Origin of the sequence: Rhizobium sp. YS-1r (genome assembly GCF_000757525.1) — a bacterium.
Lineage (GTDB): Bacteria > Pseudomonadota > Alphaproteobacteria > Rhizobiales > Rhizobiaceae > Neorhizobium > Neorhizobium petrolearium.
Genome location: NZ_JPYQ01000055.1, coordinates 21,050 through 35,667, shown reverse-complemented (window position 1 = coordinate 35,667; position 14,618 = coordinate 21,050). Strand labels below are relative to the sequence as shown.

10 protein-coding genes and 2 pseudogenes are annotated in these 14,618 nt (G+C 60.8%); 4 read left to right on the top strand and 8 right to left on the bottom strand.

From position 1 onward, the window contains the following. Nucleotides 1-55: 55 nt before the first annotated feature. From selB to fdnG, 7 genes and pseudogenes are all read right to left on the bottom strand, one after another. Nucleotides 56-1,930, bottom strand: a pseudogene (selB, locus tag JL39_RS23040) (selenocysteine-specific translation elongation factor); the annotation flags it as partial. Further along, nucleotides 1,927-2,721, bottom strand: coding sequence for a tetratricopeptide repeat protein (locus JL39_RS23035; protein ID WP_037156357.1), 795 nt, complete (start codon nucleotides 2,719-2,721; stop codon nucleotides 1,927-1,929). The pseudogene selB and the gene JL39_RS23035, both read right to left, overlap by 4 nt. Then, on the bottom strand, nucleotides 2,708-4,108 hold the full coding sequence (selA, locus tag JL39_RS23030; RefSeq protein WP_037156355.1) for an L-seryl-tRNA(Sec) selenium transferase: 1,401 nt from the start codon (nucleotides 4,106-4,108) through the stop codon (nucleotides 2,708-2,710). The genes JL39_RS23035 and selA overlap by 14 nt, the downstream gene beginning before the upstream one ends. Nucleotides 4,109-4,112: 4 nt before the next feature. Then, the gene (fdhE, locus tag JL39_RS23025; protein ID WP_037156354.1) at nucleotides 4,113-5,033 is read right to left on the bottom strand and encodes a formate dehydrogenase accessory protein FdhE; all 921 of its coding nucleotides are present in this window, start codon (nucleotides 5,031-5,033) and stop codon (nucleotides 4,113-4,115) included. Nucleotides 5,034-5,123: 90 nt separating this feature from the next. Continuing rightward, on the bottom strand, nucleotides 5,124-5,810 hold the full coding sequence (locus JL39_RS23020; protein ID WP_037156353.1) for a formate dehydrogenase subunit gamma: 687 nt from the start codon (nucleotides 5,808-5,810) through the stop codon (nucleotides 5,124-5,126). Continuing rightward, nucleotides 5,810-6,781, bottom strand: a complete 972-nt coding sequence (fdxH, locus tag JL39_RS23015; RefSeq protein ID WP_152601243.1) for a formate dehydrogenase subunit beta — start codon at nucleotides 6,779-6,781, stop codon at nucleotides 5,810-5,812. Before fdxH ends, JL39_RS23020 begins: the two co-directional genes overlap by 1 nt. Beyond that, nucleotides 6,778-9,866, bottom strand: a pseudogene (gene fdnG / locus JL39_RS23010) (formate dehydrogenase-N subunit alpha). Before fdnG ends, fdxH begins: the two are co-directional and overlap by 4 nt. 535 nt (nucleotides 9,867-10,401) lie before the next feature. Between fdnG and JL39_RS22995 the strand changes: the two are divergent. The 4 genes from JL39_RS22995 to JL39_RS22980 all read left to right on the top strand — a co-directional run bounded on the left by JL39_RS22995 (nucleotide 10,402) and on the right by JL39_RS22980 (nucleotide 13,668). Continuing rightward, on the top strand, nucleotides 10,402-11,073 hold the full coding sequence (locus JL39_RS22995; RefSeq protein WP_037156347.1) for a response regulator transcription factor: 672 nt from the start codon (nucleotides 10,402-10,404) through the stop codon (nucleotides 11,071-11,073). Beyond that, nucleotides 11,073-12,410 carry a HAMP domain-containing sensor histidine kinase gene (locus tag JL39_RS22990; protein WP_037156345.1) on the top strand — a complete coding sequence of 446 codons (1,338 nt, stop codon included), beginning with the start codon at nucleotides 11,073-11,075 and terminating at the stop codon, nucleotides 12,408-12,410. The genes JL39_RS22995 and JL39_RS22990 overlap by 1 nt, the downstream gene beginning before the upstream one ends. Before the next feature lie 149 nt (nucleotides 12,411-12,559). Continuing rightward, on the top strand, nucleotides 12,560-13,357 hold the full coding sequence (locus JL39_RS22985; RefSeq protein WP_152601242.1) for a DUF3313 domain-containing protein: 798 nt from the start codon (nucleotides 12,560-12,562) through the stop codon (nucleotides 13,355-13,357). After that, the gene (locus JL39_RS22980; RefSeq protein ID WP_037156341.1) at nucleotides 13,318-13,668 is read left to right on the top strand and encodes a hypothetical protein; all 351 of its coding nucleotides are present in this window, start codon (nucleotides 13,318-13,320) and stop codon (nucleotides 13,666-13,668) included. The genes JL39_RS22985 and JL39_RS22980 overlap by 40 nt, the downstream gene beginning before the upstream one ends. On the opposite strand, the gene JL39_RS22975 is transcribed toward JL39_RS22980, so the two are convergent. Beyond that, the gene (locus JL39_RS22975) at nucleotides 13,665-14,291 is read right to left on the bottom strand and encodes a TetR/AcrR family transcriptional regulator (protein ID WP_081952960.1); all 627 of its coding nucleotides are present in this window, start codon (nucleotides 14,289-14,291) and stop codon (nucleotides 13,665-13,667) included. The genes JL39_RS22980 and JL39_RS22975 overlap by 4 nt on opposite strands. Nucleotides 14,292-14,618: the final 327 nt, after the last annotated feature.

Here is a 14,618-nt window from a genome sequence, read left to right as displayed (position 1 = left end):
CAGGAGCAGGCCCGCCATAAAGGTCGAGCCTGTGCGGATTGACGCGACGAATATCACCGCGCCGAAGCGTCACCCCTTGACGATCGAAGAACTCGAGGATTTCGATCGCGACCTTTCTACCGTTGTTGACGCGGTCGCGGAAGAGACCTGCGGAAAATTCCCCCCGCTCTACATTGGCCGCGACATCCTTGATGATCTCGACCATTTCTGCCGTCGCCTGACGGGTGAAAAAGTGGTCATGCCGGATCTCGTCGACGCGGCCAAGCCGCACGCAGAGCTTCAGGACGCGACGGACCTCCCGTTCGTCGACGCCAAGCATTTCGGAGAAATCGCGCACGCGAGGCGGACGGAACCTTTCCTCCCCTTCAAGATGCGGAAGGATCTGGGCATAGAGTGCCTCTTCTTTTTCGCTCAGTCGGACTTCATGCCCGGGCAGCCGCACGAACGCGCCTTCCAGCACCAGGCGTCCCAGTGCCTGCTCGGCCCGGAGCGTCACCAGAAAGGCCGGCGCCGGAAGCCGTGGCGTCACCTGCAGCCGCAGGCGCTCGCGGCCGATCCCCTGCAGATCGGGATTCTCCGCATGGAAAGCGGTCAGTACCCGCTGAATATCATCGGAAAAGCCAGCACGTTTGTTCGCCGAGAGCGCATAACGTGCCGAAGCGCTTTCGATGACCTCGGCCGCCGCGAACCTGATCGCAGCCTGCAATTCCTCTTCCGACAAAGCCCTGTCGCGGGCAAAGACATCGAGTTCGACCAGAAAAGGCGGGACGTCGAGCAAAGCCGCAAGCGCACCACCTGCATGAGGCAGGGAGGCCGCTTTGAGGAAACCCAGTCGCTCGGGAGACCGCCGCTTGCGCAAGGGAGCCCTGAGATCGACAAGCCGCCCGCCGCCGATCGTGCGCTGGGCCGAAACATCCCGCAGTATAAAGCGGTCGCCGACAGCCGCGGCGATCGGACGGTCAAGGACGAGTTGGACCCTGCCACTCCCGCCCGGCGGCACCGGATTTTCGAGCGGCACGATGCGGACGCCAGCCTCGGCGCTGCCGTGATGGAAACGGGCGGAAAACCATTCGCCGATCGGCTTCGGCTCGCTTTCAAGCACCGAAAGCTCCGCATCGATGCGATCGGCCGGCGCATGCAGATAGGGATCAACGGCCATGTCGCCGCGGGTGATGGCATCCTTGGAAATCTCTTCTCCCGCTAGATTGAGAGCGCAGCGCTGTCCGGCAAAGCCGCGCTCGGCTTGCTGGCTCTGGGCATGAAGAGATCGTATGCGCGCAGCAAGGCCCGATGGTGACACCACAACCTGATCACCGATGCCGACGGAACCCGAAAGCACGGTCCCGGTCACCACGGTGCCGGCCCCCGAAAGCGTGAAACAGCGATCAACGGCGAGCCGGAAGCGACCACCGGCACTCGATGCGATCGTCGCCCCTTCGGCCTCCGCCAGCCGTTCCTTCAACAGCTCAATTCCCTGTCCGGTCGTTGCGGAAACGGGAAATATCTCGGCCTCCCTGAGGCTCGTCGGAGTAAGCATTCCCCGTATTTCCGCCGTCAGGCCCTCAAGGCGGGCGGGATCGGCAAGGTCTGCCTTGGTGATCGCGACGAGCCCGCGAGAGATGCCGAGCAAATCGAGGATTGCCAGATGTTCGAGCGTCTGCGGCTTGATGCCGTCGTCGGCCGCAACGACCAGCAAGGCATAGTCGATACCGCCGGCACCGGCGAGCATGGTATGGATGAAACGTTCATGGCCGGGTACATCGACGAAGCCGGTAACGGCTTCCCCTGCGAACCGGGCATAGGCGAAGCCGAGATCGATGGTGATACCCCGCGCCTTCTCTTCCTTGAGGCGATCGGTGTCGACGCCGGTCAATGCCTTGACGAGCGTTGTCTTGCCATGGTCGATATGCCCCGCCGTGCCGACGATCATGACGCCTCCTTCGAAAGCGGCTCTGAGGCACGGCGTTCCGCTTCCTGGATTTCCGTTGGCGAAAGCCCGTCGCGAGCCGGCCCGATGAAGGGCTTTGCCAACGCGCTGCCCGCGTTCGTCGCCCGGATCAGCCAGGCCAGGGCTTCGACACCGTCGCGCGCAGTCCCGGCTCCCATGTGCCAAGCGGCCCCCAGCATCGCCTGCGCATCGGCATCGCCCCTTTCCGCCCCCTTCCGCCACCAATGGACGGCCTTTTCGGGATCGCGCTCGACGCCCAGCGCATTATGATAGAGCATGCCGAGCCGCGTCATCGAAGACGCGATGCCGGCTTCCGCGGCGCTTTCCGCCCAGCGCCGCGCTTCGGCCGGGTCGGCGGTCATGACCTCGCCTTCCAGCAGCATCCAGCTCAGCATGTCCTGGGCCGGCGCATCACCTCTTTCCGCCGCGCGCCGGTAGTATTCGGCTGCGATGCCATAATCGGCATCGGTGCCGGTGAGCCCTTGCATGTGGAAGGCTGCGTAGTTGCGCTCTCCGACCGGATCGCCGGCATCGGCGGCCAATTCCAGCCATTTGAGCGCCAGTTCACGATCCCTGGGCACACCGAGCCCTTCGGCGAAACAGGCGCCGATATTGTTCTGCGCACGCGCCACGCCGGCACGCGCCAAAGGCTCCCAGATCCGCAACGCCGTTTCATAGTCGCCTGATTTGGCCGCCGCCAGCGCCTCGGCCATCGGATCGGCCTCAGGCGCCGTCTCGGACTTGCGGCCTCGAATACGATCAAGCCACCGCATGGCCAGTGCCCTCGGACAGGCTTTCCAGGAGCGCCGCGTCATCGGACAGGCAGCGCAGGTCGAGGATCAGCGCGCCGTCCTGCAGCCGTCCCAGGATCGGGCGGGAGAGAGACCGAAACAAGGCCGCCAGCGCCTCAAGCGCACTTCCGCTGGACGCCGTGATCCTGAGTCCTGCGCTCGGGATCGTATCCACCGGAAGCGCGCCCGAACCGATCTGGCTCGCACAACGGCAGACCTCCACCGCGTAACCCTTGCGTGCCAAAAGCGCTTCGACTTGTGGAGCCAGCCGCTCCGCCTGCGACCGCACCTCCGGTTCCCGCCGCGACAACATGCGAAGCGTCGGCAGGCGAGAGGCCAGTCGATCCGGATCTCGGTAAAGCTTCAAGGTCGCCGCCGTGGCCGCGATACGGATCTTGTCGACACGTAGCGCCCGCTTCAGCGGGTTGCGGTTGATCTCGGCGATCAGGTCGCTACGGCCGACGATGAACCCCGCCTGCGGACCGCCGAGCAGCTTGTCGCCCGAGAACGTGACCAGATCGGCACCCTCGGCGACCGCCTCGCGCACCGTCGGCTCCTTGCCGAGACCGTAGCGGGACAGGTCGACCAATGTGCCCGAACCCAGGTCGTTGAGGAGCGGCACTCCCGCCTCATGGGCGATAGCCGCAAGCTCGGCGCCCGGGACTTCCTTGGTGAACCCTTCGATCCGGTAATTCGACGTATGCACCTTGAGGATCAGGGCCGTTTCGGGACCGATCGCCTTGATATAATCCTTCGCATGGGTGCGGTTGGTCGTGCCGACCTCGACGAGGTCGACGCCGGCGCGCTCCATGATGTCCGGCATGCGGAAAGCGCCGCCGATCTCGATCAGTTCGCCACGCGAGACGAGCGCCTGACGTCCTGCGCCGACAGAGTTGAGGGCGATCAGAACGGCTGCGGCGTTATTGTTGACGATGGTCGCGTCTTCTGCACCCGTCAATTCGCAGAGCAGTGCCCGCAGATGACTGTCGCGTTCACCGCGCCTGCCGGTATCGAGGTCGAATTCCAATGCTGCCGCTTCCCGCATGGCGTCGATCGCAGCCGCAATCGCCTCCTCGGCAAGTAGCGCCCGACCGAGATTGGTGTGCAGCACGGTACCGGTCAGGTTGAAGAGCGGGCGAAGGTTGGAGCGGTCTCGATAGTCGAGGCGGCTCGCCAAAGAGGCGAGGATGCCGTCTTCATCGGGCAATGAACCGCCACCGCGCACGGCAATGCGGATTTCGCCGAGCACCGTGCGCAGCTCGTCCGTCACCACGGTCCGACCATGCCGCTCGACAAGCGGCGAAGCGGCCGGCGCTTTCAGCATCTGATCGACGGAGGGCAAGGCTCGCAGATCGGCAGGTCCCGACATCGGATCAGTAGCCCATCAGGAATGGATCGAAACCTGCTCGCTTGTATTCGGTGTCCTTCATCAGCAGGTCGAGTCCGAGGCTTGCGACATCGTCAGCGACGACCTCGAGCGAAGGATTCCTGTTCTGGTAGAGAATCTTTACCCAGCTGTTGCAGCTGTCGCAGACCTCCGCCTTGATGGTCGCCTCTTCATCGCCGGTTTCGACGGCCCGGTAGCCAATGCCTTTGGTGGAGCCGCAGGCAAGGCATTTGATGCGGACCTCGTTCCACATCGTGGTGCAGAAGGAACAGCAGGCATAGCGCGCACCTTCCGCTCCATGGAAACCGATGACCATGGAAGCGACAGGTTTGCCGCCGCAGGCGGGACAGACGCCGATGCCGATCGGCACGAGCCTGCTTCCATCAAGGCCGGCGGCGAGGCGCGCCGCGTGGATCTGGATCGCCGCAGCAATGTAAAGATGATGGGCCAGGCTTTCGACCGGCAGGTTGTCCGCCACGACATTGCCGATCATCCAGCTGAATGTCTCATGGTCGGCAGCGCGAACCTGCGCAAGCGCTTCTGCGGCGACAGGAGGCTTCTCCAATCCTTCCATCCGTTCCAGGAATTGCTGAAGCACCTGCCGGCAATCCGGTGACGAGACCATCGCCAAACGATCGATCGCTGGCATGGCATTCGCACGCGCTCGCTCGACCTGATCGGCAGGGATCAGCTCAAGCGGAGACAGGGTGGATGCTAGCTCGCTCTGGATCTGTGCGATTCCTGCCAGGAATTTGAGATAGGGAGCGAGTCGACTGCCTTCGGCGAGAACCTCGAAACGATTGGCGCGCTCCTTGAAGAGGCGCACCGGGTTGGGCATCAAGGCAAACGGAGCCTTAGAAACACCACCGATCATCGAGGGATCGGGCTGTACTGGGGATACGGACATTTCACCTCGCGGGCCGACCGGCCACAGCTCTTGTTCTGTCACGCATATTGCCGAAAACCGCGTCACACTTTTCGAAATGCGCTTCCATGACTATTCTGCAGGATCAATTCGCCCGCGTCCAGCCAGTTCCCTGAGCCACTTGCGGTGGTGGCGCCAGGCCCATCCGCCAGTGACCGAACCGCGCGTCATCGCACGAATGGTTCCGCGGGTCCAAATCGCCGCATAGACATGGACAATGAACACGCAGATGATGAGCACGGCCGACACAGCATGGATCAGGACAGCGAAGCGCTTCGTCTCGATCGGCGTGTAATCATAAAAGTATTGATCCCAGATAAGGATGCCGGTGGCGATCAACGCGATGATGAGCAAGGCCATCGCCCAGAAGATCACTTTCTGGCCGGCATTGTATTTGCCCATCTCGGGAAGACGCTCCTCGTGTCCGCCGATCACGTCACGGATACCCGTGAACCACCCCATGTCCGCCTTGGTGAAGAGATTGGCCTTCCAGAGCTGGAAGAAGAAGATGTAGAAGCTGACGAAGAGCACCACGCCGATCCACGGATGCAGCATGCGGGTGTTCTGCCCCCCGCCGAAAAGCCCAGTAAGGAAGAACAGCGACGGGTGGAACAGGGCCATTCCCGAGAGCAGAAGCAGGATCAGGCTGCAGGCCGTGATCCAGTGGTTGACGCGCTTGCCCGGCCCATAACGATCGACGGTGACCGGCGGTCCGCGATGGATGGCATCATCGGATTCAACATCCCACGGTTCGCTCATCAGGCTTCCTCCCTATGGCCCTCGGCGCTATCGACGAGCTTTTCCGCATTCTCCTCGTCTTCGGGCTGCACGCGATTGGCCCGGCCGAAGACGCCATGGAGAATCGCGCCGGCAGCCACAAGCCCCATTGCGGCAAGACCTGTGTATTTGGTCACGCCTTTCCAGGCCTGCACTACGCCGGAAATCTTGGGATCGTCCGGCAGATCGGCATAGATATGCGGCTTGTCATTGTGGTGCAGGACATACATCACGTGCGTGCCGCCAACCCCTGGCGGATCGTAGAGCCCGGCATTCGCGTAACCACGGGATTTGAGGTCGGCGATGCGGTCGTCCGCGTGCTTCTTCATATCCTCCTTTGTGCCGAACACGATCGCCTGGGTCGGACAGGCCTTGGCACAGGCCGGCCCCTGACCTACCGCGACACGGTCGGAACAGAGGGTGCATTTGTAGGCACGGTGATCCACCTTGGAGATACGCGGAATGTTGAAGGGACAGCCCTTGATGCAATAGCCGCAGCCTATGCAGTTCTCGTGGACGAAATCCACGATGCCATTTGAATACTGCACGATCGCACCCGGCGCCGGACAGGCCTTGAGACAACCGGGATCCGCGCAATGCATGCAGCCGTCTTTGCGGATGAGCCATTCGAGATTGTCGGTCTCGGGATTAACCCATTCCGTGAAGCGCATGAGCGTGAACATGTCCTCGGTGAGATCATGGGGGTTCGTATAGTACCCCACGTTTGCACCGATTTCCGGATGCGTATCGTTCCACTCCACGCAGGCGGACTGGCAGGCCTTGCAACCGATGCACTTGGAGACATCGATCAGCTTGGCGACTGGTGTGAGCTGCCGCTCAGGCGGCGGCAGTTCGCTGGTAGCCGAGCGGCGGATGAGATCCCGCTCGGTGAGGTTGCTTTCCATCGGCTGGACCGGCGGATTGCTGACAGCGGTGCGAGGACTGTCCATCATACTGTAGCCTCCTGCGGTGCCGTCGATGGCTCGATATTGACGAGAAACGCCTTGTATTCCGGCGTCTCGATGTTGGCGTCACCGACGAAGGGCGCCAGCGAGTTCGGACCGAAGCCCTTCTTCGCTGAACCGGTGAAACCCCAATGAAGCGGGATACCCACCACATGAACCGGCTTGCCGTCGCACATGAGCGGCCGGATGCGCTTCGTCACCACCGCCTTTGCCTTGACCGAACCGCGTTTCGACCAGACCCGGACCCAACCGCCATTCTCGATGTTCTTCTCCTTGGCGAGTTCCTCGGAGATTTCGACGAAGAATTCCGGCTGCAGTGCCGAGTTCACGCGGTTGTGCTTGGTCCAGTAATGGAAGTGCTCCGTGAGCCGGTAGGAGGTCGCCGCATAAGGAAACTCGTCCGAAAGCCCCATCTGCGCCACGTCCGTCTCAAACACACGGCTGACGGGATTGCCCCGCATTTCCGGATTGAAGACGTTGGCGACCGGAGACTCGAAAGGCTCCATATGCGCCGGGAACGGACCATCGCGCATCATTCCGCGCGTGAACAGACGCGCGGTTCCCTCCTGGTTCATGATGAAGGGACCGACGTCCTCCGGCTTGGCCGTCGGCGCGATGTCGGGGATATCGTAGCCCGTCCATTTCGAACCGTCCCATTCGAGCAGCTTGCGGCTCGGATCCCACGGCCTGCCCTGCAGATCGGCCGAAGCGCGATTGTAGAGCGTGCGGCGGTTGAGAGGCCAGGCAAAAGACCAGCCGAGATAGGCGCCTGTGTCGTCCGGATCGTGGTTGTCGCGCCGGGCCATGTTGTTGCCCTGCTCGTTGAAGTTGCCGGAATAGATCCAGCAGCCACACATCGTCGATCCGTCGTCGCGCAATTGCGAGAAGTTCAACACCTGCTTGCCGGCGGCAACCTGGACCTTCGTCGGATCGGTCGGGTCCATGAGGTCGGTCAGCGCACGGCCGTTGATTTCCTTCGCCAGTTCCTCCGCCGTCGGCTCGTTCGGATCAGCATAATCCCAAGACATGTTCAGGATCGCATCGGGGAAGGCACCCCCTTCCTTGCGATACAACTCCCGCATCCTCAGGAATATCTGGGCGATGATGTAGGTGTCGTGCTGTGCTTCACCGGGGGGAGTTCCGCCCGCCCAGTGCCATTGCAGCCACCGGCCCGAATTGGTGAGCGAACCGTCTTCTTCGGCAAAGCAGGTCGTGGGCAGCTGGAAGACCTCGGTCTGGATCGAGACCGTATCGACGGGATTAAAGTCGCCGTGGTTTTCCCAGAACCGCGCCGTCTCGGTTTCAAGCGGGTCCATGGTGATGAGCCATTTGAGCTTTGACAGCGCCTCCGTGTTCTTGTCCCGGTTGGGGAAGGCAAGAAGCGGGTTGAAACCTTGGCAGATGTAGCCGTTGACCTTGCCTTGATACATCAACTCGAACATGCGGAGCACGTCATAGGACGGCACGTCGAGCTTGGGGATGTAGTTGAAGGCCCAGTCGTTATCGGCGCGCGCAGCATCGCCCCACATGGCCTTCTGGAAGGAGACCATGAACTTCCTGTAGTTCTGCCAATAGCTCGTCTGGCCGGGACGCAAGGGCTTGAACTGACGGGTCGACATATAGGTCGTGAAATCCACGTCCTTTTCACTCGGCATCGTCAGATAGCCGGTGAGCAGATGCGACATCAGGCCGAGGTCGGTCAAACCCTGGATGTTGGAGTGGCCACGAAGCGCATTCATGCCGCCGCCACGCACCCCGATATTGCCGAGGATGAGCTGCAACATGGCCATGGCTCGGATATTCTGCGAGCCATAGGAGTGCTGCGTCCAGCCGAGTGCATACATCGACGTCATTGTCTTCGTCGGAGATGAGCATTCCGAGATCATCTCGGCGACCTTCAGGAACTTGTCCTTCGGCGTGCCGCAGATCCGTTCGACCATTTCCGGCGTGTAGGGGGCCAGATGCTCCTTCAGCAGATTCCAGACGCAACGCGGGTTCTGAAGCGTCGGGTCGGTCGTGACGAAGCCGTCATCACCGAGCACATAATCCCAGGTCGACTTGTCGTAGTCGCGCTTTTCCGGATCATAGCCCGTGAAGAGGCCATCCTTGTAGCCGAAACCGTCCTTGACGATGTAGGAGGCGTTGGTGAACGCCTTCATGTATTCCCACTGCACCTTGTCGTTGTCGATGCAGTATTTCATCACTCCGTTCAGGAAGGCGATATCGGTTCCCTGTCGGATGGGGGCATAGTAGTCCGAAACCGACGCCGTACGGGTATAGCGCGGATCGACCACGATCAGCTTGGCGCCGCGATTGGCCTTGGCCTCGGTCACCCATTTGAAGCCGCAGGGATGCGCTTCGGCCGCATTGCCGCCCATGACGACGACGAGGTCGGTATTCTTGATGTCGGTCCAGGAGTTGGTCATTGCTCCACGGCCAAAAGTTGGGGCGAGACTCGCCACCGTAGGGCCGTGTCAGACGCGTGCCTGATTATCGAAACCGACTATTCCCAGCCCCTTGGCGAACTTGAAGGTCGCCCAGGCCGTTTCATTGGTGGTCGCCGACGCAGCCAGCATGCCGACGGTCGTCCAGCGATTGACCGGAACACCCGCGGCATTCGTCGCTACGAAATTGGCGTCGCGGTCATCCTTCATCAGGCGCGCAATGCGATCGAACGCCTCATCCCAGGAGATGCGCTCGAACTTGTCCGAACCCGGCTTGCGGTGCACGGGTATTTGAGGCGGGTCGGGGACTTCACGAAATCCTTGAGCGCCGCCCCCTTGGGACAGAGCGTACCGCGGTTGGTCGGATGATCGGCATCGCCTTCGATATGGACAATGTCGGCAGCCTCACCCTTGCGAAGGTCGCCCTTCGAATAAATGATGACGCCGCAGGCGACGGAACAGTACGGACAGGTGTTGCGCGTTTCGGCGGTCGTCGTCAGCTTGAAAGGCCGGACATGCGCGACTTCGGCGGCTTCAGCCTCGCCAAAACCCATCGCACCGAGAGACGTTGCCGCAACACCTGCTCCAGCCAGCTTCAGAAAGCTGCGCCGCGAGAGGTCGACATTCATGGGTAGCCTCCTCCATTCGAGATATGACCAGTTGAAACTGTATGTTCAGGTATTATGAAGTCAAGTCACGATTATAGCTTATAAAATTTGATCGGTCTTCACTCGATTCTATCCCGGGAGACGTTGATCGCCGAAGTGGCCGGACCCGTCGTAAAGACTGGGATGCATCGCGGGCCGGCTTTCGAAATAGCAACGGGCACGGACAAGATCGCGGAGGGATGGAAACGCTATCACATGAGCGCTTTGATCGAACTCCATTTCATGAGCAGGATGGCGAGCGGCCCTCCCAAAAGCGCGCCCAATATAATGGCTGACAGGAAATACCTGGCCACGAAGCACAGAACAGGTTCGAGATAGCTCACTGTTTTTCCAGACCATATAATTCGCTATTGCGAGCCGCCGACGTTCGATGGGCGGATGTCTTGTTTGGTAAGCTTCGACAATTGCGGCTGCATTACCTGACTGCCTTTCAAGCTCCGTAATGCCGCTGCAACCTTTGCAGCCGACAAGAGGCAGGACGAGAGGCTAAGGGGCGATGAGAATTCTGCTGATAGAGGACGAGAAGGAGCTGGCAAATGCGCTGTCGGTGGCACTGACCAAGCACGGCATCCTCACCGACCATACAATGCATCTCGCAGACGCCGCCGAACTGACGCGGCAGCACCCCTATGATGCAATCCTGCTGGACCGGCGCCTGCCCGACGGCGAAGGGCTGACGCTCATTCCGAAATTGCGGCGATCGGGAACCGACACACCGATCATCGTGCTGACGGCAAGGAATGAACCATTGGAACGCGTCGAGGGATTGGAGATCGGCGCAGACGACTACCTCGGCAAGCCTTTTCTTGTCGAAGAGCTTTTGGCGCGTTTGCGTGCGGTCCTTCGAAGGCCGTCCAATCTCGCAGAGCCCGGCATCGCCGCCGGTCGGATGACGATTGATCCCCTGCATCTGAATGTCACGATAGACTCGATGCCGCTCGATCTTCCAAGGCGCGAGCTCCTGGTTCTGGTGACGCTCGCCAAGCGGAAGGACAAAACGGTCCTTCGACCGACGCTTGAGGCCGCAGTCTACAATTATGAGGAAGAAATCCAATCCAATGCACTCGATGCACATATTTCCCGATTGCGGAAGCGACTGCTGGATGCCGGTGCCGGTGTGACGATCCACAACATCCGAGGCGTCGGCTATCTGCTGAAGGAAGAATAATGCGCGCGGCAAACAGGCCTAACCCATCCTTATGGTGGAAGCTGAGTTGGCAGCTCAATCTCGTCATCATCGCCGTGATCGCCGCAGTGATCATCGGTCTTTGCATCTGGGCCACCACCATCATGTCGCCGAACATCGCCATGGAGGAAACGATTGGCTCGGTGATAGCCGGAGCTGCGGCACGCGATGGACAGGGACATCTGGAGCTGCGGGAAACGCTGGAGCTCAAGGCGCTGAAGGAGCAGAACGGCCAGCTATGGTATGTCGCGGCCACCACGGATGGCGCTTTCGTATCCTATGGCGCCATCCCCCCTGCCTATGCCGAACTCGCCCGCCTGGTTCATCTGTTCGATGACGCGGACATACGGGGGTCCGCAATGACAAACGAGATCGCCACTGTCGAAACCGCCGAAGCGGCAGTGGGTGAAGTTAGAATTCTGTTTGGCGGCGTCGCGGACAAGGGCTGGCCCGTCCTCGCCCTTCTGAGCAGGGCCTACCCGATCTACATTTCGTTGCTCGCGCTTGCCCTGCCTGCGATCTTTCTTGCCGTTCCTCGAATTGTGGGCCGCGCCCTTGCGCGTGTGAGCGACGTCGCTCGAAAGGCATCGCAGATCGAGCCGCGTCGGCCGGGAACACGCCTTCCGGTGGATGGCATCCCAAAGGAGGTCACTCCGCTGGTGATCGCATTCAACGATGCGCTTGAACGGCTTGAGAGTGAATTCAGGAAACGCCAACGCTTCCTGATCGATGCGGCACATGAGCTCAGGACGCCGATCGCCATCATGCAGACGCGGATCGATGGAATGTCCGAAGGCCAGGAACGCAGGCGGTTGTTGCAAGACGTGGCGCGCCTAGCTGAGACTGCTGAGCAGCTCCTCGATTTCGAGCGTAACGACCAGGCGATGGATCTCGATGAAACGATCGATCTCGTCGAAATTGCCCGGACGGTAGTAGCGGACCTCGCTCCGCTAGCGATCGCTGCTGGCTACCAGATTTCCTTTCAGAGCGACGTGGAGAGCGTCAAACGCAAGGGCAATTGCTCGGCCTTGCAAAGAGCGGTCAGCAACCTCGTCCGCAATGCGATCGACCACGGGGGCAATGCCGGGATGATCACGATTTCGGTTTCGACCGACGGATGTATCGACGTGACCGATGAAGGGCCTGGCATACCGGCTGAACATCAGGAACTCGTTTTCGAACCGTTCTATCGCGTCACCCCCAAGAGCACAGGCGCGGGCCTTGGTCTGAGCCTGGTGAAGCAGGTCGTTGCCAATCACGGGGGCCGGGTCAGCATGAAAAGCAGCTCTGCGGGAACGCAGGTCGCAATGCAGCTTTGAGTTCGTAATGCTGCGGCAATTCTTCGCTCGCACTGTCCTCCCAGTATCACCGACGGAGGCCAGAGAGCGTGCACAGCAACCCCCATCCATTTCGCCGATTTTTCCACAACCCGCCGAGACCGTCTTTATTCGCGTGTCTGGCACTGCTCATGGCCATGGTGATCAGCGGATGCACTTCGGTGCCCATAAAGGAGACCGGAACGCTGACCTCCTACAGCAATCTCGGCCCTCCCAAGGGAACGATTGCCAAGAAGCGGCTCTATGTCGATGGGCAACAGCTCGCCCGGGTGAAGACGGTTCGGATCGTGCCGACAACCTTCTCCTTCGGCGCCGCGGTGCGGATCAAATCGGAGACCGATCGCGCATTGGTGTCGAACGCTCTCGACCGGGCGCTTTGTGTATCGCTGAGCGATAAATATCAAATGGTCTCAGCCGGTGAACCAGCCGATCTGACGGTCCGCTCGGTCGTCGCTGACATTGTTCCAACCAACAAGGCGATGGCGGGCGCTGCGACTGTCGTCAGTGTCGGGACAGGCTTCATCCTGCCCGTCAGCGTGCCACGCCTGCCTTTCGGCCTCGGAGGACTGGCCGTCGAAGCTGAAGCGGTGGATAGCAATGGCATCCAGAGCGCGGCGATGTTGTGGGCGCGCGGAGCGAATTCGATTCAGGACAATCCTCGCGTTTCCGAGGTCGGGGACGCCTATGGTCTGGCAACGAAGTTTGCGGGCGACTTTTCACGAGTGCTGATCGCCGGCAAGGAACCGAAGGGATTGGACATCTCGCTTCCGTCAAGGCAACGCATGCAGTCCTGGTTTGGCGGCAAGCCTAAATATGCCGCTTGCGATGCCTTCGGCCGGGCACCCGGCCTGATCGGAGCCGTGGCCTCCAAGTATGGTGCACCGCCGCAATGGACCGACAAGAAGCCCAGACCGATCGCGACACATTGACCGATCATACACGCGGGCATGCTGCAGCGGGCTTTCTGGCGCACAACGACGGCCCGCGCAGCGCCATGATCGAAGCAAGCGGCACCTTGTCTGGCGTGATTTCGCAGGCGGTGGTGCTTTTGGCGATCCGCTTCGCAATCTCGGATAAGGGGCCGACATACCGCACCACAGCTTCTTTCAGGGTCATGGCAGACCGGATCCAGATCATCGAAACGCAAGCGACCGTTGTTCTGGACACGATCACCGGCACAGCAATGGAAGAGGCGTGCGGGCGGAATTCTCCAGCCTCGCTTCGCGCAGCTTTCCTTTAGTCACCGTCATGGTGGAAGATTCGGACGATCTGGCGGCCGATCTGCTCCGGTGTCATCCGGCCTGGCCTGTACCAGCCGCTAACATTGTTGAGTAGCGTGAGCAGCAAGAGGCGATAGATGCCGCGATCGAGTGCCGGATCGAGCGGTAGGTCCGCGATCAGATCGCGGAAAATCAACTCGAAGGCATCGCGCTTTTCGACCAACCGCCCACGGATCTCCGGCGGCGCGGAGGCGAAGTCGTTCATCAGTGGCATGGTGAGCGAATTCGGATCGAGCTGAATCTCCAGCATCGTAACGCAAGCCGCTTCCAGCCGCTCCCAGGGATCGGAGAGCTTTGAAACGGCGGCAAGAATGCGATCTCCGGCCACTTGCAGCGCAATATCGTGGATGCGGACGAACAACGCTTCCTTTGACTTGATGTAATGATAGAGCGAGCCGCCGAGCAGCCCCACCCGCTCGCCGATATCGCGAACCGAGGTCGCGGCATATCCGCGCTCGGCAAAGAGGGCCGCAGCGGCTTCCAGGATGTCACGATGCCGCTGGCTCAAACCGCTTTCCACCAAAGCATCGGCCAACCCGCTCCGCGGCGCCGCTGCTGCTTCCCGGCTGCTCTCGTCGGTCATTACTCTCTCATTATCCTACTGCAGGCATAGCTCTCGTCACGCTCTTAGCGCAGACACGCGCTTTTCCCAAATGTCGCTCGAAGCTCTCCACAGGGCTCCGCCGCAGTCACGCCGATTTTCGCACTTGCGAACTGTAACAATCGTTTGATACAGATGTCACCGTCAGCTGGAGGAGGAGAGATTGAGCGACACCCGAGCCGGCCCTGCTATGCCGCCGACGTCGACGAGCAGGCGGGGACTAACCCCCCATTTAGCGATCAACGAGCAGAACTGCGTGCTTCAGACCTGCGACATCACGGGGATCCGTCGCAGAATATCACCAAGGTC